Raw genomic sequence first — 22,188 nt, 5'->3', positions numbered from 1 at the left:
AGCCAGAAGCAGACAAGCTTTCATTTACGGAAGAGTTCATTTTCATCCGTATGTTCAAACATTTTTCCATAGATATCAATGAGCGATGTTTGAGAGTAGCTCATTTTACGATCTCCGACGATAATGGTTTGATGAAATTCAACGCAGGATGCCTTCTTACTCATAAATGGTGATTGGACGATACCCCAATGAGGGTCTGCCAATTTGGCCTGAACTTCTAGCACGCGTCGTCCATTCTCATCAGTTTTACCTGAATAGGCACCACCAGCGATGACATTGACGGCGCGAGGGATGACAAAGGAATGCATCAAGATGTTTTGATCTGCATCCCAATGCCAATAGCCTGTCTGGTCATGAAAAATTTCGTCATTTGATTCCATTCTGACGATCTGCCGGTAATGCAGGACGGCCAGTTTTTGTTCGTTGGCATTAAGAACAGAACCAGCTTCTTCAAAAACAATAGTCTCATAATAGGAGTTGTTATCTACACCCTTTAACCCCGGGGCAATATCGGTGCCCTGATTGCCTTTCCAAGTGCCGATTAATTCTTCCAGAGGGCCATAATCTATATCCTGATAATTTTTCATTTTTGGCCCTCATTCAACTCTTTGCTATTTTGAAATGTTCATGAAGTAGTTTTAATCAATTTTCAAGCCCCTTGTGAAATAATCTCAGTTATGGCTGTGAGCCCGCTCCGATAGTCTTGGTAATCAAGCGGAATGGCATAAAGTTTTTCGTCATGTTGAAGTACCATTGATGGAAAACCATGTATGGGGAGGCTTTGGGCAAACTGCAATTCCTCAGAAAAGGCTTGTTCGAGTTTTTGTGAATTGAGGTCAGCTTCAAACCTTCCCGTATCAAGGTCCAGCTCTGATGCTAATTGAAGGTGCGTTTCTTGGTCTGACGGGTTCATGGCTCTGAGATAATAAGCCTCTTGTATGGCGAGGATCATTTTTTCTTCCGCATTCTGCCAACGTGCGGCGATGACTGCCCGACACGCAGGATAGGTTGATCGGCGCGGTGTGTTTTTTGTCCAGAAATCGTAGTTAAATTGTGTCCCAAGCAAGCCTTCAATTTTTTTCCAGTATCCAGAAATGGCTTGTTGCTGTGCCATGGGCATAGGGGCGTCACTGTCCGGTGCCAGACCGCCGACAATGTTTTTCACCATGACCGTATCAGGCAGGTTCTTTTTTAGTTTCTGCCATTGTGGGCAGTGCCCCCAGCACCAGCTACACATTGGATCATGCACGTAAAATAAAGTTGAGGATATCATGGCTATTCCTGTTTGTCTGATGTTCGTTCTACGCGATAGCCCAAGCGAGGGAAATGAACACAAACCTGTCCGACTTGTTCGTCTTCTCTCAATAGGGTCATTCGGTCTGCACAAAGGTGGTGTAGAGCTCCTTCAACTTTTGGACCACCAGCAACAGGGCTGATGGCAATTTTTTCTCCAACTTGCAAACCAAACGGGTCAAGTGGGTCTTCTTGTTCTGGCGTCTGTGGTTGAGCTTTTCTGGCAATTTCAAGGGCATCAAGATCGCTCATATCGTCTGAGGTCCCATGACCGATCGTATCGATACGCTCTGCCCATTCCATCAGGTTTGGGAACTGTTGTAAAAATGGGTTATCTTTTAGCAGACGGTCGCGCAGGAACCAGAGGAGATAATAAACCAACGCATCAGACAGACCCGAATTAGGACCGTTTAGAAAGTCACGGGATTGAAGGGTTTTATCGATCCAGCCAAATTGTGTGCGAATATTGGACAGGCTTTCATTGTATTTTGCCTTTATATCATCCAGCGAGAAATCCGGACCAAAATACAGAGGCCCCCGATCCGCTAAAAATTCTGGGGGCATGTTCGGGCTCATTTCCACCAGGGCAACCGTGACCACATCTTTAAATAAAGGCCCGTCTGTCCATTGACCAAGCCCGCAGGAAAGATGATCAGGAAAGAAATTAGGTGTTGGGAAGCGGTGTTCAAGCTCCTGAATAATGCATTTGGTATCGCAATAGATATCCGCCCCGATCTGCATTACCGGGGTGAGGCGATACCCACCTGTTAGAGGTGTCAAATTGGTTTTAGGCGGCAAACGGGGAATAAGCACGGATTTCCAGGTCAGGTTTTTCATACCAAAGATGATCCTGACTTTTTCACTCACAGGCGATTGGGGATAGTGGTGAAAGATGATCTGTTGGGTGCTCATTTGGGGGCTTCCTCTTTTATTAAATTATAAGGCTTCGTTGTTCTTGGCGTCTTCAGCCATGAACTGCTCGACAATCTCGCGCATATCTGTCCCAAAAACATCTGGGCGCTTGAACAATGGATTGTATGGTACACCTGTTCTATCAATATATGCAGCTTTCATCCCCGTCGTAATGGCTCCGTGAGTGTCCCAGTCGTGCGTTGCGACAAGGCGTAGATCTTCTAAAGGTCTCTCCAGTTTTTCTGCCCCATAGATATAGACCTTTGCATCCGGTTTGAAAGAGCCGCTTTCTTCAACAGAAATAATCCGGTCAAAATAGTCATTCAAGCCAGCATTTTTTATCTGGTTGGTAACCAGCTCAATCGAAGAGTTGGAAAAAGCCACCGTGCGATAGCCATTTGAACGTAAGGTTTTCAGGGCCGGAATAATATCACTGTGGGGCTGTAGGCTTGCAAAACCGCTTAGGATGTCTGTGCGTTGTTCACCGCTTAAAGAGATACCCCGACGTGCAGCAATATTGTCCAATGCAATACCGGCAAGTGTGGCAAACTCGGTATTCACCTTGGTTAGAGAACAGACGGTTGAGTTGTGAAGCAAAATCGTAAACCAGATTGGCATGATCGAGTTGTCTTTGAAAACCTTTTCAAATCTGGGTTTAAGCGAAGACAGGTCAAGGACGGTTTCATTAATATCAAATAAAATCGTATCACATGCCATGTGTTTCTTTCCTTTTTCTGTATCGACAGTTTGAGAGGTTATTGGGTTTTGATTGATTGATAAATGCAATCTATATAAAATAAACATTAATATTATTAATCAATCGAATGGTATTGTGATGGAGTATCTGGATTTAAGCCAGCTCAGAACCTTTGTAGCTGTGGCCGAGCAAGGCAGCTTTGCTCAGGCAGCTGACGTGTTGGAAATATCTGCACCAACGGTCAGCTTGCAAATGAAAAAGCTTGAAGAAAACGTACGTATCCCCCTGTTTAATTCACAAGGCAGAGGAAAAACGATTACGGATGCGGGTTATCGTTTTTTAGAGCAGGCCCGTAAAATGCTATCCATGAACGACGTCCTGCTTTCTGAATGTGAACAACTCAGCACAAGAGGGCGGATCCGTATCGGTACCACACAAGATTTTGCAGAAACAAAACTGTTGGGATTGCTGAAATCCTTTAAGGAAAGGAACCCAAACATACAGATCGATTTGAATGTGGATATGAATCGCAATATCCATAAGGCATTCAAGGAAGGAAAGCTGGACATTGCAATCGCAGGCAAGGATCCAAAGGCAGATAATGGGGGCGAGATCGTTTTTAAAGCCCCTCTGATCTGGATTTGTGCGGAGGATTTCCATCTGCCAACCGAAGCCTCCCTTCCACTGGTGCTATTTCATGAACCTTGCATTGTGCGTGACCTCACCCTTGATTACCTCAATCAGGCAGGTCTGCCCTGGCACATCAGTTCCGTCAGTCCAAGTTTACAAGGTATCTTTGCGGCGACACGGGCCGGGTTTGGTATTACTGCCAGAACACGTGAACAGTTAGGTGAAGGGTTGCGAGAGGCCACGGAACTGACATTTTTACCGCAGCTTCCCAGTCTTGAAATCGCGCTTTACACTCATAAAACGAGCAGCTCAGACATGAAAACCATTGCGGTACTGACGGACCTAGTCCGCACTTCACTTTTCTCTTAAAGCGTTTCCATCTTGATGAAACTGGAAAATAAAATGACATCTCCACAGCCTTTGAAAATTGATATCGTTTCCGATGTGGTTTGCCCGTGGTGTGTGATTGGATATCGCCAGTTGTTGCAGGCTTTAAATGACACAGGAACAGAATTCGAGATCCAATGGCATCCGTTTGAATTAAACCCGCTGATGGGATCAGAAGGCCAAAGCCTGCGAGAGCATGTTGCAGAAAAATATGGTACGATGAGGGAGCAATCTGAGAAGGCACGGGAGAATATCACAGCAATCGGTGTTGAGGTTGGTTTTCAATTTGTATTTACAGATAATATGCGTATGCATAATACGTTCAAAACGCACCAACTGCTTCATTGGGCTGAAGCTTATCAGAAGACCCACGAATTGAAACAGGCGTTATTTACAGCGCATTTCACAAATGGCAGGGACCTTTCAGATAGCACGGTGCTGGCAGAGGTTGCTCAAGACATCGGACTTGAGAAAGAAGAAGCGCTTAATGTTTTAAAAGACCAGCGTTTTGCCGAAGAAGTCCGTCGCCGTGAATTATTTTGGCAGCAGCAAGATATCGACGGTGTCCCCTCTATTATCTTCAAGGGTAAACATCTCATGGTGGGTGCTCAAGGTGTGGAAAATTATGCACAGTTTTTGAAACAGCTTGCTGATAAAGAAAATTAGGAGCTTTAAATGACTAAAGAATATACGCCCCCTGCTGTATGGCATTGGGATAGTGAAAATGGAGGAAAGTGGGCCAAGGTAAATAGACCTATTGCCGGGGCGACCCATGAAAAGGAATTGCCAGTGGGCAAGCATAATTTACAGCTTTATTCCTACGGCACGCCCAATGGTCAAAAGGTCACCATCATGTTGGAAGAGCTGCTTGAGCTTGGTGTCATGCAAGCCGATTATGACGCTTTTCTGATTGATATTGCTGAAGGGGAGCAGTTTTCTTCAGGCTTTGTCGAACTTAACCCAAACTCAAAGATCCCGGCTCTTTATGATGTAGAAGAAAAGGTGCGGGTTTTTGAGACAAGTTCAATCTTGTTATATCTATCTGAAAAATTCGGACATTTCCTGCCGAAAAACCCGGCAAAACGCACCGAGGTTATGAACTGGCTGTTTTGGTCACATGGGGCCGCGCCTTTTTTGGGGGGTGGTTTCGGGCATTTCTATCACTATGCACCGGTAAAAATTGAATACCCTATTGATCGATATGCAATGGAAGTGAAACGACAATTGGATATGTTGGATAAAGAGCTTGTGAAGAAGCCATATCTAGCTGGTGAGAAATATAGTATCGCTGATATAGCCGCCTGGGCATGGTATGGTAATCTCGTGCGCGGTGCACAGTATGGTGCTGCCGAATTTCTTCAGGTTCACACTTATGAGAATGTGTGCAGATGGGCTGAGAAGATTTGGCAACGCCCGGCTGTTCAACGCGGACGCAAAGTGAATCGTGTTTGGGGGGAACCCTCAGAACAGCTTCGGGAACGTCACGATGCTTCTGATTTTGAACATTAACTACAAGACAAGAATGTTTTTGAAAAACACCTTTTTATCAAAGACTAAGTGTTTTCTATTCCTTGTGCAGCTCTGGCATGGTTTCGGCTATTTTTTCTTCCAGTTGGGAGCGATAGGTTCGACTGATCGGTATGATGTCACCGGTGCTCAAAATAACCTTCATGGTTTGGCCTGACTTTTCCAAATCAGTGATCGCGTCAAAGGTAACCCAATGTGAACGGTGTACCTGCATGCCGGGATAGGAAGAAAGGTCTCTAATCAGGTCGGAAAAACGATGGAGAACAGTGCGGCTCTCCTTGGTCGTCACAATTTTTACATAATGTTCTTGAGCTGTAATCCAGAGGATATCACCATGCAGTTGGGGATCTATTGTCTGCAGGAAACCTTCTTCATCTAGCTGTTTCTTTGTCTCGTTTGGACCATTAAATTGGAACAAACGAAAGACAGATAATAAAAGACAGAGGGCGAAATGGTTATCAGATAGATAAACAAGCTCCAGTCCAAATTCGGCAAGTCTTCCATGTTCTGTTGTTCCGCTGTCTTCTATACCAAGTTCTGGATATCCCAGAATAAGATCGAACGCGGTGATGGCGAGGACAAAAGGAATAAGGCTGAGGGCGCAGGCCATAGAAGCTGTCGTAATAGCTGACTTATTTGGTAGGAGGTAGCGTTCAACAACTTCGCGGAAGGCAAAAAACAAAAAAGCTTCGATCAGTATTCGCAGAACCCAGTAGATATATCCGCCAATAACACCGCCCCCTTGTGTAGGCGATGATTGGCTTGCTGCAATTAGAAATGCGCAGGAAAGTGCAATGAATAAAAAGAGATAGCTTTCCTGTCTTAGACGGTTTGATACGGCCATTATACGAAATCAGTTCATGCTTCTTGAATGGATACTGTACTATAAGTGATTGAAAATACATAGAGTATTTTCCTCTTTAAAATTTTTCAAGATAATCAGTGACATTCACGTAATTGTGGATTGGATGACCTTTTTTCATTAGGCCAACTGTGCGTTAATAGAACTGGGCCTTTATTCACGGACGTATGATTTCAGCATGTGAATGGTTCCCAATACATTGATTTCAAACAGGGAGTTTTAAATGTTCAAGATATCCTATGCGCTTGTGGCTGGCGCAGCTTTGGCTGCACTTTCAGTTTCCACAGTTGAAGCATCAGATGCAAAAATGAGTTTCTTTGTCACCAGCGTTGGCGTGGGTGATGGTGGTAACCTTGGGGGGCTGGCAGGAGCGGATGCCCATTGTGGCAAGCTGGCGACTGCTGCAGGTGCAGGGGGTAAAACATGGCACGCTTACCTAAGCACACAGGAAGAAGGCAAGCGTGGAATTTCTGCGCGTGATCGCATCGGCAAAGGCCCATGGTACAATGCGAAAGGGGTGAAAATCGCCAATGATTTGGATGACCTTCATATCAGCCCGAATATCCTAAAGGGAACAGCTCTGGATGAAAACGGTAATCTGGTAAATGGTCGCGGCGACAAACCAAACCAGCATGATATTCTGACGGGTACGATGGCAGATGGAACGGCCTATTTCCCATGGCAGAAAGGTGATCATACCTGTAGCAACTGGACCAGTAATGGTGAAGGTTCTGCGACAGTCGGTCACCATGATCGCCATGGCGGTGGTAATGTTTCGTGGAATGCAGCACATGACTCACGTGGTTGCAGTGCAGATGCTTTGACGAAAACAGGTGGTGCAGGCTTCTTATATTGTTTTGCCGCCGATTGATCCTGACAACACCTCTGACAATCACTTTTGCATTGTTAGAGGTGTTCCTCTTTTTTTAGATTAACCCTTGCTGCTTGTAAAAGATCACCATGTTTTTTTCGATAAATCGTTTACGTAATATTATACCGACACTGTTTTTACTTTTAACCGTTTATAGTGTGAGTGCGGCCTATGCAGACACAGTGTCCTATGTTCGCTATGAAACAGCAGAAGGTGTTCGATATGGTGTTTTATCCGGTGACGTTATTGAAGAACTAAGCGGAGGTATTTTTCCTGTATCGCAGAAAACGGGTAAAAGTCTTACACGTCAAAATGTACGGCTGCTGCCCCCAACGGATGCGCGTAAGGTTTTCGCAGTTGGTATGAATTTCGCCAGTCATCTCGCATCTTCCTCAGACTTGCCACCGCCGTTATTTCTCAAACTACCCTCTTCACTCATCGGAAGCGGAGAAACGATCACGTTGCCCAGAGATGCAAGCAACGTCCATTTCGAAGGTGAACTGGTTCTGATTATCGGCAAGCAGGCAAAAAATGTCAGTGAGGCCGATGCAAATGATTATATATTTGGCCTCACTGCTGGCAACGATTTGAGTGAGCGTAGCTGGCAGAGCCGTGACCTGCAATGGATGCGCGCCAAGGCCAGTGATGGCTTTGGTCCTGTTGGTCCGGTTGTTGTGACAGGGCTGGATCCGAATAATCTTCTGCTCACCACACGTTTAAACGGTGAAACTGTGCAGCAGGAAAATACAAAAAATATGATCCATAAACCGGCTAAAGTCGTGAGTTATCTCAGCCGCTATTTTACGCTTGAGCCGGGAGATATGATTTTTATGGGAACACCGGGGCGAACGAAAGCCCTTGATGTTGGTGATGTGGTTACGGTGACGATTGACGGTATTGGAACCCTGAGCAATCAGATTGCACGAGAATAAATAATGTCAGGCTCACTTAAGGATTGGTGAGCCTGATATTCATTCAAATCTGCTTTTTCTTTAGTTTCTCAAAGATCGCTTCTTTGTGAGCATCCAGGACATCGTAGCCACCGATCAGGTGTCCGTCGATTATAATCTGGGGAACAGTTTTAGCCCCTGAAATCAATTCCTGCATGGCTTTGAATTTATCAATAGTACTGACATCGTGCTCTTTGTACGAAATGCCATTCTCATCAAATAAAGCCTTGGCTTTCTGACAGAACATACAGCTGTCTTTGGTATATATTTCAACACCCATTGTTTTACTCCTTTTATTAAGCACCAGGGCCGCAATCAAGGCAGCGCACTGGTGAAACAGGCCCCAGTTTCAGTTCATGATTGAGATCACGAAGGGCTGTGCGGACACCTTCTTCCACAACCGGATGATAGAACGGACGATCCAGCATTTCTGAAACGGTCAGGTTTGATTGATGTGCCCAGGCGAGCAGGTGAGCGATGTGTTCGGCTTTCGGTCCGATCATTTCTGCACCTAAGAACCTGCCTGTGCCACGTTCACCATAAACCCGCAGGATGCCGTTGTTGACAAGCATGACACGGCTTCGCCCCTGACCTTTAAAGTCGACGGAACCAATGGCGAAATCAGCATCACGTCCCTCAAGTTGACGATAACTTTCGCCGACCATCATGATCTGCGGATCAGAGAACATCACAGCAATCGGAGATGATTTAACGAAAGCTTTAATCTCTGGATAGCGTGCGGCATTAAAACCAACAATCTTGCCTTCATCAGCAGCTTCATGCAGCAATGGAATATTATTAACTGCATCCCCGGCAATAAAGATATGGCTAGCACTGGTTTGACCTGTTGCCAGAACAAAATGCGGAACACCGCGTTCGTCAAGTTTTAACGATGTTTTTTCAAGACCCAGCTTGTCTACATTCGGGCGACGGCCTGTCGCAACCAAGGCATAGTCATATTTTTCAGTCAGGGTTTCACCATCAACCATATGGTCAATCTCGACACCGTTTCCAACCTTCTCCATCCGTGTAACTTCACCATGGGGGTGGAAGTCAAATTCATCCATGAAGGTTTCACGGGCTTTATATTTAACAACGTCATCGCTTAAAGGCCCAACCAGATGGTCACGACCAAACAAGGAGACACGTACGCCAAGACGGCTTAACGATTGCCCCAGTTCCAACCCAATGACACCAGCACCAAAGACAACCACACTTTCAGGCAAGTCGTCCCAGTCAAAGACATCGTCATTAACAATCAGGCGATCACCAAAGGCTTTAAAGGGGGGCGGCACAAAGGTGCTGGACCCTGTGGCAATGACAATGCGTTCGGCATTGACGGTATCACCGTTGGAGAGTTCCAACGTGTTGTCATCAATGAATTTAGCAAAGGCACGAATGCGATGGGCTTCATTCCAGTCTTCGACATCTTCTTTAACAAATCCAACAAAGCGATCACGCTCTGACTTAACCCGATCCATGACGGCTTTACCATCGATAACGGGTTTGTCATAGCTCACACCAAAGGGCTGAGTATGTTGACCGAAATGAGCGGCTTCTGCTGCTGCAATAAGAAGTTTTGACGGCATGCAGCCAACACGGGCGCATGTGGTGCCATACTCACCGCCTTCGATAAGAACGACACTGTCTGTTTTTTTGGTTACTTCACGATATGCACCCATACCGGCGGTGCCTGCGCCAATGATGGCGACTTCTACGTTATGAGTGGTCATGATCTTGTCTTTCGAAGAAAAAAGGAGAGAAAGAGGAAGGGAAGGTTTGCGGGGACATGGAGAGGGCCACCCCTTCCTCTTTAGGAAGAGCCTTAACGGTTCTTCAGGTAGTTCAACATTGTGTCTGCATCAGACACTTCAAATGGGTCAGTTGGGCAGTTGTCAGAATAACCGTCTTCAGAGAATAACTGTTTGATCTCACCGTTTTCGACGTACATAGAATATCTCCAGCTGCGCATACCGAAACCAAGGTTTGATTTATCAACCAGCATACCCATTTTACGGGTGAATTCTGCATTCCCATCTGGCAACAAGAAGACATTTTCTGCACCTTGTGCTTTACCCCACTGGAACATGACAAAAGCATCGTTTACGGAAAGGCAGACAACAGCATCTACGCCCTGATCTTTGAATTCTTCATATAATTCTTCAAAACGGGGCAAGTGTGATGTTGAACATGTTGGTGTGAAAGCACCCGGTAGCGAGAAGAGAACAACATTTTTATCTTTAAACACATCGTCTGTTGAAAGATCTTTCCATTCAAACGGATTATCGCCTTCGATGGCTTCGTTGCGAACGCGGGTTTTAAAGATTGTTGCTGGTACAGTGTTAGTCATTTTAAGATCTCCAAAGTGTGGTTTGTTTCAGGTGTGTGTGTTTGTCTGAAACTGAATGTAGGAGATTACTAAAAATAAGTAAAATGAGTTATTTTTATAAAATTAATAGATTTTTCCTATTAATTAAAGCGGTTGCATAAGGAGCGTGACACATGTCTGGCATGGGTCAGGAGCCGTCATTCATACTCAAGAAATAGACTTCCGTTAACAGGCGTAAAGCGGACATTTTTTTGATTATGACTACTATTACGGCAAAAGCAGACCTGTTGCACAACAAGCTAGAATGCCTGCTGTTGACCCGACTCGGACATAATCAACACAGCGGTTCTCAACCTGTTACATTCCAAGCGAAAGACTATTAATACTAAGTGTCACTTCGCCCGATAGATCTTACTGTCCGACGAAATAAACCAAGGACGTCCGTCTTTTAAAACGCCTACCCAGGTTGGTTTTACACCGGACGGGACGGAAACTTCATCGAAGTCTTCGTTGCTGTAATTCCACTTTAACAGGCGTTCTTGTTCTGATTTTTCAGCGACATACATCGTGCCATCTTTACCAGAAGCGGAATAATGACCATTTCCAATAGTTTAGGTACGGGGGCTATATTTTGTTGGATTTTGTCGGTTTTCTAAATTAGACAAATTCACTCATATCATGTATAAGGAATGAAATGTTTGATTGCAAATTTAGTAATCAATGATTTTTTTACATCTTAGGCAGTTTTCGGGGGAAGGCTGTTTTTTTATGTTTGAGAACACAAGACGTGACTGGGGTTAGGTATTAAAACCACGAGAGTACAACAATCTGCGAACAAGGCGGAAAAAGGTTCTTTTTTGCCTGTGGATGACTTTACGCTGGTTTTAGACATAACATCAGGTTCGAGCGTTGATCTTTCCTCCATTTCCTCCCTTCATTCCTCTGATTTTATTCGTTTAGGCTCGGACCTTGTCATCAAGACTTTAGATGGCGAGACTGTGTTGATAAGGGGCTATTTTGCTGTTGAGAACCCGCCTGCTTTGGTGGCGGCAAATGGCGCTGTGGTTTCACCTGATCTGGTTCAAAAGCTGGCAGGTCCGCTTGCACCGGGGCAATATGCTCAGGCTGCGGGGTCAACTGTTCTGGGTGATGCCATTGGTCGTGTGGAAACATTAGATGGTGTGGTGCGTGTTACGCGCAGTGATGGGAAAGAGGTCCAGCTAGTCGATGGCGATGCAATCTTCCAAGGCGATGTGATTGTTACCCTTGATGCTAGTTCGGTAGGGATTATCTTTGCGGATGATAGTTCGCTTTCCTTAGGTGAAGACGGGCGCATGATCATGGATGAAATGGTCTATGATCCAGCAGGCGAGACAGGCTCGTCCGTGATCTCTCTCACCCAAGGGGCCTTTACTTTTATCAGTGGGGCCATTGCCAAGACACAACCTGATGCGGTGTCCATCAACACCCCGCTGGCAACCATCGGTATTCGCGGTACTGCCCTTGGTGGGCGCGTGGGCCGTGATGGCAGTTTTGAAGCTGCCCTCTTACCCGAAGCCGGACAAGTTTCCGGTGAAGTTACTGTAACGGCTTTGGATGGCAGTAGTTTTACCATCAACCAGTCCGGTCAAGGTGTGGCGATTACCTCCACAGGGGATGTGACGACCCGCAGCTATAGCGCTAAAGAAGTTGGGCAACTTGTTGGTAAGGCGCTCGCGGCACAACCCAATGCAGATCATTTAGACGCAGGGTTTAAAGAAGCAGCAGAGAAAGGTGTTGAAGCTGCAAAAGAGACGCCCAGCCTTGAAGAGGTTGAGCTGGAACTGAATGCTGCAATTGAAGCAGGGGAAGAACAGGCTCACCTGTTTGATCAGACTTTATTACAGGCAGAAACCTTCTTACGTCCGCCCCTGGTTGTCGAACCGGATGTGAAATTGATCTTGCAAGAAGATCGCATTTTGCAACAAAAAATCAACACGCTTCAAACGGATTACAGTGCAGATGCGCAGACAATCCTCGCCATTGTTAATCAAGCTGCAACGGCTGCGACCAATGCGGGGAATGCCGAAGATAGTGCGGCAGCGAGTGCCTCTTCTATTGCCGCGCAATTAAGCGTGCAGGGCACGGATAGCTCAGTGGGACTTTCCACCACAGAAGTTCAGTCTCTAGCTGAAATTGTCACAGGCCCGTTGAAGTCATTGGGTGCTGCCGGTGCGATCTCGGCGACCTCAAGCAGTGTGTCTAAAGCTGCTCTTGCTTTATTGTCTCTGGTCGGAACAACGACACCACCGGACGCCGATGTAATTGCGGAGCTTCAGGCTGCTGCGCAAGCGGCTGAAGATGCAGCTGCCAAAGTGGTGCTCATCGTGAATGCTGCGATTGCTGCTACAGAGAAGGTCTTTGCGAGTGCGATCACAGCTGCCAAGAATGCTGGATCGAATAAGGCTGCTGCTGCAGAAGCTATTGCAGCAACTAACTTTGAAACCGAAGTGGCAAGTGCGTTGAGCACGGATAGTTCCAACACAGCAAACATTTCTTTTGATGCACTACCTGATCTGGTGAATACCGTCACAACCAAGGTCTCTTCGGCCGCCTCCACCTTGTCAGCCAAGGGCAATGTACCTGCGACATTGAGTGATGTAATCGGTTTTGCAGTTAAGACAGCGGCGGCCGCAGACTTGGCAGCAGAAGAAGCCTTTCAGACGATTCGACTGACCGATCCCACTCAAATTAGGGCAGCGGCCACCAAAGCGTTAAATCATGCCAAGACGGCGGAATCAGAGCGAGCCAATGCGGCCAATTCAGTGGACGAAACAGCGCTTTCAAAACAATTAGACAGCTCTATTCTGGATGAGTTTTTAGCGGCCGTTGAACGGGTGAATACAGCCGAAGCCGAAGCTAAGGAAGCGGTCTCAGCCATTGAGGGGGCAACCGATGCACTGGCGGCGGCCGCAGATTATATTGATGGGACAGCGTTAGCTGATCTAAACACAGCCAAGGCTGTGGTGATCAGTCTTCAAACATCCAGCGCCACAGCGAAAGAAGCAGTTCTCACAGCTCAAGGTGTGGTTAAAACAGCGCGCACAACATTGGCGGATAAACTGATTACAGAAGCGGTTGCCAAGGCCAAATACGCGGCCTTGAAAACAGCTGCTGATGAAGCCAGCGCACGACTTGATCAATCCCTTGAAAGCGTGCTGGTTAATCAGAACCTGGGGGCCTTATCGGGTACGGACAGTGTGAGTGTTGCCTTGCAAAAGGCCGCGCAGACAGAAAGTACCGCCAAAACAACAGCGGATACGGCCCGGGCGGCGGCCGATGCAGACCCTACAGATGCGGTATTGGAAGCCCAAGCCAAACTGGCAGAACAGCTTCATGCCAATGCGGATACGACCAAGGCTTTTGCGCAAAAACTATTTAAGCTGTTTGATGATGCCGCGACTGATGCGCAGACTAAAGCAACAACAGCTCAAGCTGCTGTTACACAGGCGACAGCTGATGTTGCCACAGCGAAGACGGACTTAACCGCCAAAGAAGATACCCTTGATGCCAAGCTTGCTGCATCACTGGCAGAACTGGACAAGCTGTCAACAGCGAAGACTGAAGTAGCCACCCTTGAAGGCAAGTACCTTGTGGCACAGGCTGCGGCTGAAGGTCAGGCTAAGGCCGCCCTTGATATTGCCTTGGCAAAGGTGGTTGCGGCCTTGGTGGCGGTTGAGGCCTCAAGCCTGATTACAGGGAGCAATGCAGATGTGGCAGAAGTTGCCGCACGCGATGCTAACTTTGTGCAAACCAAAATTGCTTTAAACAAAGTTGAAGTGGCTTTTGCAGCCATTGAAACGGCAAAGGCAGGGGCTACGGATGCGCTCACTCAGGCGAAAGATGCTGTCAAGTTAAGCTATGCGCGCCAAGGTGTTGAAGCAGAAGCTGCACGGGACGCGCAACTGGTTCAGGCGCAAGCTTCATATGACAGGCTGGTCAAGCTGCATGAGACAGCCCGGCTTGATCTGGAAACTGCAAAACGGGCTTATGTAGTGGCTGAAGCGCCGATCATTGAAGCGGCCAATCAAGCCAGCTTGCAACAGCTTCTAAGTGATGCGGCGGCTAAGGAAAAAGAAGCCTTAAGGCTGGAAAAAGTTCTTGATGAGAAAAAGGCTGAACTAGTTGCAGCTCAGGCTGATCTTGTTGATGCCACAGAAAAACGTGATCAGGCGCAAGCTCAATATGACAACTGGGTAGCACTTAATTCATCTGGCTTCTTCGATGATGAGGTGGCAGCAGCCAAGGTGAGGTTGGATGCGGTCAAGGTGAAATATGATGAGGCCTTTGCGCTTGATGCCACTAAAATCGCCGAAGTTGCAACGGCACAAAGTAACTATGATGCGGCTCGTCTGGTTGCGGATGACACGGCAGCTAACGCAGCGGCTGTTCAGGCGGTGAATGATGCAGCCAAGGGCGATGCAGATATTGAAGGTGCCAAGGTCGCTATTGATCAAGCCGATGCGGCTGCGACACAGGCAGCAAGCTTAGCTGCTGCCCAAAAGGCTGAAATTGCGGCGGCTCAAACCATAACAGAGGCAGCCGCGAAAGAAGCCGCAACGGCTTTAGTAGTCGCAACGGCTGCGGCCAAAGAACAGGCGGAGCTTGCACAAACTCATCTCACATCTGCGCAGGTCCATCAGGCCGAGGTGGTGGCTTATGGCGTGGTGGCGACAGCGGCTTTGACCACAGTTCAAACTCTGGAAACTCAGGCCCTGAGCAATGGGTCCTCGATCAATCTTGCTGACATTGCTCTGTTAAAGACCAAAGCCTTGGAGGCTCTGAACGGGGCCAAAACATCCTTGCTTAAAGTAGAGATTGCTGCCCTTGGGGCGGATGCGGCCAGTGACATGGCCTTTGATCTGGCAAGTGGTAAAGGTGCAGATGCACTTACCCAAGCTAAAGTGGCCCAAACTTCTGCGGCTTCAGCAGGCGGGGTGAAAGAAGAAGCCGATAAATCTTTCCAGCAGATTGATGTGGCCTATGGACGCATCCTCAGTATTGCGGATTTGGCGCAAGCGCAAGCTGATGCCACAACGCAAGCCAATGCCGCAGCCAGTGAAGTCACAACCCAAGCCGATCAGGCAAGCCAAGCAACCGATGAAGCTTCCTCACAAGCGGCCACTGCGCAAAATGCCGAAGAACTGGCAGCCATCACGCGCGCCAAGGCTTTTGCCGATATTTCCATCGCCAAGGCAGACCTGGCGGCTGCTGCTGCTCAAAATAGTGACTCCGCGTCTGCTGAAGTGGCACGCAGATCTGCTGATCAGGCCAAGGCTGCGGCACAGGCGGCGGCTGAAATTGCCGCAGGTAAAGGCGATCTGGCTGCAGCACAGGTGGCTCGTGCCAATACAGCGGTCATTGACGCTGAAACAGCAGCCCAAAGTGTGGATAGCAACCGGGTGATTGCTCAAAACGCCATTGATGATTATGCCTACACAGCTACGGATATAGCCTCTGTCACCACACGTGTGCTGGATAATGATGAAGGTTCCAATCTGAGCATCACATCGGTAGATGCCACTGGATCAGATGGCACGGTGAGTATCAGCAGTGATCGTAAATCCGTGACCTACACTCCGGATGCAGCGACTTTTGAGGCGCTTAAAGAAGGTGTGGTTGAGACACGAACCTTTACCTACACATTAAGTGATAATTCTACAGCGAGCGTTCATGTCACCATCACAGGGACCAATGCAGCCCCCACATTGGTTGCAGATAGCAAAACGCAGATTGATGAAATCACCGCATTAAATATTGATGTGCTAGCTAATGACAGCGATGTGGAAAACGATACGCTTTCCATCACTGATGTCTCAGACGGGACATATGGCACGGTGAAAATTGAGAGTGACGGCACGCTGACTTACACGCCAAACGCAGGCGCTTATGACTTCCTGTCTGTGGGTGAAACCAAAAGCGATAGTTTCATTTACGAAGTGAGTGACGGGGGAATTCTGGGCACATCACTTGCAGAAGTCACCGTGACCTATACAGGTAGCAATGACACACCTGTTGCAAGTGCAGATACAGCCACAGCTGCAGATCACAGCACGGCGGTAACTCTCAATGTGCTGAGCAATGACACAGATGTTGATGCCAATGACACATTGAGTGTGAAGTCTGTCGCCAATGGATCAAATGGCACGGCTGTTCTTAATCAGGATGGCACCATTACTTACACGCCAACGAGCTCGGCCTTTAAGCACCTGAACGTGGGTGAAACCGCAACCGACAGCTTTACTTACATCCTGCAAGATGATCAGGGTGGAGAAAGCACGGGCACCGTCACTGTCACGATCACAGGCACCAATGATGCACCTGAATTGACAGCCGATACGGGTACAGTGGCTGAAAACGGCTCAACTACGCTCAGCGTACTAACCAATGACAGCGACGCCGATACGGGCGATGTCTTAAGCCTGCTATCCGTTAGTCAGGGTGGCAAGGGCTCTGTGGTGATTGCCGATAATGGCACGGATGTAATCTATAAACCAACATCCACCGCCCTTGAGGCATTAGGCGTAGGTGAAACCACAACCGATACCTTCACCTATACCGTCAGTGACAGTTATGGTGCAGCAGCGACAGAAACCGTTACCCTCACCATCACCGGCACCAATGATGCCCCGATTGTGAAGCAGGAGATTGCTGACACCCAAGCAACAGAAGGCAAGGCCTTTAGCTACACCATTTCAGCCGATAGCTTCAGTGATATTGATACAAACGATACGCTCACCTACAGCACCTCAAGTCTACCCAGTTGGCTGAGCTTTAATGCCCAGACCCGTATCTTCACCGGTACACCTGCCACAAGCGATATTGGCACCCAAAACATCACTGTTACTGTAACGGACGGCTCAGGTGCCACAGCTGAAGACACCTTCACGCTCACCACCATCGAAGACCCGAGCGTGACGCTCACAGGTACCTCTGCGAATGATATCCTCATTGGTAAAGAAGGCGATGACGACATTACGGCAGATAGCGGTGATGACGTGCTGTTCGGTAATGCAGGCGATGATCATCTCAAAGGTGGCGCAGGCAACGATAACCTCAATGGCGGTTTAGGCGATGACATCATTAATGGTGGAGATGGCATTGATCAGGTCAGCTATATCGATTTGGGTGCCACAGGTGGGGTAACAGTCGATCTCACCAAACAAGGCACCGCCCAATCCGTTGGTGGTAACATGGGCGTCGATACCCTCATCTCCATCGAAAATCTGCAAGGCTCAGATTTCGGTGACACCCTGATCGGTGATGACAATAATAACTGGCTCTACGGGATGGCTGGAAATGACACCATCACCACAGGAAACGGCATTGATTTCGCCTATGGTCACCAAGGAAACGACAAGCTTATTGGCGGTGATCATGCCGATAACCTGTACGGTGGTGACGATCATGATACAGTCTTTGGCGGTAAAGGTGATGATAACCTGCACGGGGATGCAGGAAATGATACTGTATTAGGTGGTGATGGGCGTGATTTCATCTATGGCGGGGCTGGTGATGATCATCTTCTAGGTGAAGAAGGCAATGATCGCCTTCATGCCAGCCTTGGCGGTGTTGATACTTATGATGGCGGTGATGGTTTTGATGAGCTGGCCTATCATATTGCCGGGACTTCGATGGGGATCTCCGTTGATTTAAGTAAGGCTGGGGTTGCTCAATTCATCAGTGCTGAAATGGGCAGTGATGTCATTACTGGCATTGAATATATACATGCAACCAGTTTCAATGACATTTTGATAGGTGATGATAATGGCAACATGTTCGGTGCTAATGGAGGGGATGATGTTATCCACACCGGAAATGGTAATAATTACGCATGGGCCGGCGATGGGAATGATACCATCACAGGGGGTAACGGCAATGACAACCTGAGTGGCGACAACGGGAATGATACCATTACAGGTGGTCTCGGTAATGATGCTCTTGGTGGAGGTGCTGGAGATGATACGATATTTGGTGGTGATGGTCGTGACTTCCTGACAGGCGGAGCTGGCGATGACATCCTTAAAGCTGAAGAAGGTAATGACCGCATTCATGCCAGCCTTGGTGGGAGCGATACTTATGATGGCGGTGACGGTTTTGATGAACTTGTCTATCATCTTTCTGGGGCGACAACGGGTATCTCCGTTGATCTAAGTAAGGCAGGGGTTGCTCAAACCATCAGTGACGAGATGGGAAGCGATGTCATTACTGGCATTGAATATATCATTGCAACTGATTTTGATGACGTTTTGATAGGCGATGACACGGGCAACAATTTTGGTACTCGAGCAGGTGACGATGTCATTTATACAGGGAATGGAAACAATTACGTATGGGCCCATGCGGGCAATGACACGATTACAGGCGGTAACGGTAATGACAACCTGAATGGCGGTGATGGGAATGATACCATTACAGGCGGCACCGGCAATGATGCTCTAAATGGTGAAGCTGGCAATGATACGATATTTGGTGGTGATGGTCGTGACTTCCTGACAGGCGGAGCTGGCGATGACATCCTTAAAGCTGAAGAAGGTAATGACCGTATTCATGCCAGCCTTGGTGGGAGCGACACTTATGATGGCGGTGCCGGTTTTGATGAACTTGTCTATCATCTTTCCGGGGCTACGATGGGTGTTAGCATTGATCTAAGTAAGGCAGGGGTTGCTCAGACCATTAGTGCGGAGATGGGAAGCGATGTCATTGCTGGCATTGAATATATCATCGCAACTGATTTTGATGACGTTTTGATAGGCGATGACACGGACAACAATTTTGGTACTCGAGAAGGTGATGATGTCATTTATACAGGGAATGGTAACAATTATGTGTGGGCCCATGCGGGCAATGACAGGATTACAGGCGGTAACGGTAATGACGACCTCAATGGGGGGAACGGTGATGATACTGTCATAGGTGGTGCAGGTTCTGATAATCTAAGAGGTGATGCTGGCAATGATACGATATTTGGTGGTGATGGCCGTGACTTCTTAACGGGTGGGGCTGACGATGACATCCTGAAAGGTGAAGAGGGCGATGACCGCCTTCATGCCAGCCTTGGCGGAACCGATACTTATGATGGTGGTGATGGTTTTGATGAGCTGGCCTATCATATTTCCGGGGCTTCGATGGGGATCTCCGTTGATTTAAGTAAGGCCGGGGTCGCCCAATTGATCAGCGCTGAAATGGGCAGTGATATTATCACCAGCATTGAATATATACATGCAACCGATTTCAATGACATTTTGATCGGGGATGATAATGGCAATATGTTCGGTGCTGGTGGTGGGGATGATGTTATCCATACAGGAAATGGTGATAATCACGCATGGGCGTATGATGGCAATGACACCATTACGGGCGGTATCGGCTATGACTACCTCTATGGCGGTAATGGTAACGACTATATTGACGGCGGTGCTGGTGGCGGCCAGATCCACGGCGAAGCCGGTGATGATACTCTGATAGGTGGCAGCGATGCGGACACTATTTATGATGGTGCAGATAATGACACCGTCATCGCCAATGGTGGTAATGATGTGATCATCTCTGGCCTTGGTGGTAGTGATACTTATCATGGCGGGGATGGTTTTGATATCCTGCGATACATCTGGACTGCGAATGTTACTCAAGGAGTTACGGTCGATCTGCGCATACAAGATCAGGCACAGTTGGTCAGTGATGAAATGGGCAGCGATCTCATCACAGGGATTGAATATATTCAATCCACCAATTTTGATGACCATTTGATAGGTGATGATACAGGCAATTTGTTTGGTACTAATGCAGGTGATGATGTCATTCATACCGGGAATGGTAACAATATCGTATGGGCCCATGCGGGCAATGACACGATTATAGCGGGTAACGGCAATGATAGCCTAACCGGTGGCGATGGAGATGATGTTATCAATGGTGGCGCAGGCAGTGACCTAATAATCGGCAATGCTGGATCAGATGCGTTGTATGGTCAAGATGGCGATGATGATATTTATGCGGGCTTAGGTGGAAATGATACCTATGATGGCGGTGCGGGACATGACAAGCTTATATATCACGACGCCGTAACAATGGGCATGACAATTGATCTGACGAAACTGGGAACAGCTCAATTGATTAGTTCTGAACTAGGTTCAGACACGTTAATTTCCATTGAGAATGTACATTCTCACAACTATGACGACATTCTTATCGGCAATGATCAAGATAATGCATTCTCTGCGTATGGGGGGAATGATGTCATCAATACAGGTAACGGCAATAATCATGCTTATGGTTACGAAGGTAATGACATCATTACATGTGGTGATGGGAATGATCTGGTCTGGGGGATGGAAGATAATGACACCATCACGGGTGGTGGCGGTGCGGACCAGCTGTATGGTCATGCGGGTAATGACGTTATCTATGGCGGTGATGGTACGGATAGTCTCTATGGCGGTAGTGGTGATGATGTTCTCTTTACAGAGCATGGCAATAATTTCGCATGGGGTGAGGAAGGCAATGACACCATCACTGGCGGAGATGGCGTTGACAACCTTGCTGGTGGTGCCGGTGATGATACTGTCATAGGCGGTGCCGGTAATGATGGCCTTGGCGGTGATGAAGGGAATGATATTTTATTGGGGGGCGATGGTAATGACACCATCTATGACGGGGCTGGTGATGATGTTTTAAAAGGTGAAGAAGGAAACGATCGCCTTTATGTTCATGGCAGTCTCGGTGGGGCAGATACTTATGATGGCGGTGCAGGTTTTGATATAATCGATTATCACATTTCCGGGGCTACCATGGGTATCTCTGTTGATTTAAGTAAGGCCGGGGTTGCTCAGACCATCAGTGCCGAGATGGGAAGCGATGTCATCATTGGTTTTGAATATATCATTTCAACCAATTTCAATGACACTTTGACAGGTGATGATACTGGTAACATATTTGGTGCTCAAGGAGGTGATGACATCATTTATACTGGAAATGGTAATAATATCGTATGGGCGCATGCGGGTAATGATACGATTATAGCAGGTACCGGCAATGACAGCCTCAGTGGTGGTGATGGGGATGACGTTCTCAATGGTGGAACGGGGAATGATACATTAGACGGTGGTGCTGGCAACGATACTCTGATTTATGATGCAGAAGATATCACTAGGGTGAACGGTGGCGCTGATAATGACATTCTATCTTTCCAAAGCTCAGGCGATAGCCTCGATCTATCCACTATTGCAGATACGGTTTATACAAACCTCGAAGCGATTGACCTGACAGGCTCAGGCGATAATTCCCTCACATTTGATATCAGCGATATCCTCGCCATCAATGAAGGCGCCAACGGCTTTATGGCAGCCACAAATTATGCTGCGACAGATAACCTTCTGATCATTGATGGCGATGCGGGCGATACGCTCACCATGAACGGGTCTTGGAGTGATACCACAACAGATGTATCACTTGTTTTGGATGGATCAACCTCTGAAAGCTATTCTGTCTATCAAAGTAATGATGGTACAGCGACTGTGGTGCTCAATGATCAGGTTTCACTGGTTTAAGGTATACTGAGAACTCCTTCTGAAATGTGTTTCGATATTTTAGCTATGGGTCACAAGCCGTATTTCTCAATGATCTGGATAGCCATCTGCTATAGGGCGTAGAGCGGACATTCTGTTATGAAATGTCAGCTAAACCCTAAAT

At 47.5% G+C, this 22,188-nt stretch carries 15 protein-coding genes; 6 read left to right on the top strand and 9 right to left on the bottom strand.

Annotated features, from left to right (window positions below; all coding sequences use genetic code 11):
• Positions 1–20: 20 nt before the first annotated feature.
• The 4 genes from MTBPR1_RS06380 to MTBPR1_RS06365 form a co-directional block, all read right to left on the bottom strand.
• On the bottom strand, positions 21–587 hold the full coding sequence (locus MTBPR1_RS06380) for a heme-binding beta-barrel domain-containing protein (protein WP_069186740.1): 567 nt from the start codon (positions 585–587) through the stop codon (positions 21–23).
• A 62-nt stretch (positions 588–649) separates the two neighbouring features.
• Positions 650–1,273 (bottom strand): DsbA family protein, encoded by a 624-nt coding sequence (locus MTBPR1_RS06375; protein WP_069186739.1) that lies wholly within the window; start codon positions 1,271–1,273, stop codon positions 650–652.
• 2 nt (positions 1,274–1,275) lie between these two features.
• Positions 1,276–2,205 carry a glutathione S-transferase family protein gene (locus tag MTBPR1_RS06370; protein ID WP_069186738.1) on the bottom strand — a complete coding sequence of 310 codons (930 nt, stop codon included), beginning with the start codon at positions 2,203–2,205 and terminating at the stop codon, positions 1,276–1,278.
• A gap of 24 nt (positions 2,206–2,229) precedes the next feature.
• Complete coding sequence (locus tag MTBPR1_RS06365) at positions 2,230–2,922, bottom strand: haloacid dehalogenase type II (RefSeq protein WP_069186737.1); 693 nt, start codon at positions 2,920–2,922, stop codon at positions 2,230–2,232.
• A gap of 52 nt (positions 2,923–2,974) precedes the next feature.
• Here MTBPR1_RS06365 and MTBPR1_RS06360 point away from each other — a divergent pair, with 52 nt between their 5' ends.
• Genes MTBPR1_RS06360 through yghU form a run of 3 tightly spaced genes read left to right on the top strand, consistent with a single transcriptional unit; the run spans position 2,975 to position 5,428 of the window.
• Entirely contained in the window at positions 2,975–3,901 is a 927-nt protein-coding gene (locus MTBPR1_RS06360) for a LysR substrate-binding domain-containing protein (RefSeq protein ID WP_126465060.1), read from the top strand.
• A gap of 15 nt (positions 3,902–3,916) precedes the next feature.
• The gene (locus MTBPR1_RS06355; RefSeq protein ID WP_069186735.1) at positions 3,917–4,585 is read left to right on the top strand and encodes a DsbA family oxidoreductase; all 669 of its coding nucleotides are present in this window, start codon (positions 3,917–3,919) and stop codon (positions 4,583–4,585) included.
• A gap of 9 nt (positions 4,586–4,594) precedes the next feature.
• Complete coding sequence (yghU, locus tag MTBPR1_RS06350) at positions 4,595–5,428, top strand: glutathione-dependent disulfide-bond oxidoreductase (protein ID WP_069186734.1); 834 nt, start codon at positions 4,595–4,597, stop codon at positions 5,426–5,428.
• 55 nt (positions 5,429–5,483) lie between these two features.
• Here yghU and MTBPR1_RS06345 read toward each other — a convergent pair whose 3' ends face one another.
• Positions 5,484–6,290: a LytTR family DNA-binding domain-containing protein gene (locus tag MTBPR1_RS06345; protein WP_069186733.1), complete on the bottom strand. Its 807-nt coding sequence runs from the start codon at positions 6,288–6,290 to the stop codon at positions 5,484–5,486.
• Between the two features lie 241 nt (positions 6,291–6,531).
• On the opposite strand from MTBPR1_RS06345, the gene MTBPR1_RS06340 reads away from it, so the two are divergent.
• Positions 6,532–7,179, top strand: coding sequence for a hypothetical protein (locus MTBPR1_RS06340; RefSeq protein ID WP_069186732.1), 648 nt, complete (start codon positions 6,532–6,534; stop codon positions 7,177–7,179).
• Between the two features lie 89 nt (positions 7,180–7,268).
• A complete protein-coding gene (locus tag MTBPR1_RS06335; protein ID WP_083222933.1) occupies positions 7,269–8,111 on the top strand; it encodes a fumarylacetoacetate hydrolase family protein in 843 nt (280 codons plus the stop codon).
• A 43-nt stretch (positions 8,112–8,154) separates the two neighbouring features.
• On the opposite strand, the gene MTBPR1_RS06330 is transcribed toward MTBPR1_RS06335, so the two are convergent.
• From MTBPR1_RS06330 to MTBPR1_RS18095, 4 genes are all read right to left on the bottom strand, one after another.
• Entirely contained in the window at positions 8,155–8,409 is a 255-nt protein-coding gene (locus MTBPR1_RS06330; RefSeq protein WP_069186731.1) for a glutaredoxin domain-containing protein, read from the bottom strand.
• Positions 8,410–8,425: 16 nt separating this feature from the next.
• Positions 8,426–9,862 (bottom strand): dihydrolipoyl dehydrogenase, encoded by a 1,437-nt coding sequence (locus MTBPR1_RS06325; protein WP_069186730.1) that lies wholly within the window; start codon positions 9,860–9,862, stop codon positions 8,426–8,428.
• A gap of 92 nt (positions 9,863–9,954) precedes the next feature.
• Positions 9,955–10,479 carry a peroxiredoxin gene (locus MTBPR1_RS06320; RefSeq protein WP_069186729.1) on the bottom strand — a complete coding sequence of 175 codons (525 nt, stop codon included), beginning with the start codon at positions 10,477–10,479 and terminating at the stop codon, positions 9,955–9,957.
• Between the two features lie 371 nt (positions 10,480–10,850).
• On the bottom strand, positions 10,851–11,024 hold the full coding sequence (locus MTBPR1_RS18095) for a hypothetical protein (RefSeq protein WP_165602625.1): 174 nt from the start codon (positions 11,022–11,024) through the stop codon (positions 10,851–10,853).
• A 297-nt stretch (positions 11,025–11,321) separates the two neighbouring features.
• Between MTBPR1_RS18095 and MTBPR1_RS17950 the strand changes: the two genes are divergently transcribed.
• Entirely contained in the window at positions 11,322–22,046 is a 10,725-nt protein-coding gene (locus MTBPR1_RS17950; protein ID WP_126465058.1) for an Ig-like domain-containing protein, read from the top strand.
• Positions 22,047–22,188 lie beyond the last annotated feature (142 nt).

Origin of the sequence: Candidatus Terasakiella magnetica (genome assembly GCF_900093605.1) — a bacterium.
GTDB lineage: Bacteria > Pseudomonadota > Alphaproteobacteria > Rhodospirillales > Terasakiellaceae > Terasakiella > Terasakiella magnetica.
Note: the sequence above shows the minus strand (reverse complement) of the source record. Positions and strands in the feature narration are given on the sequence as shown.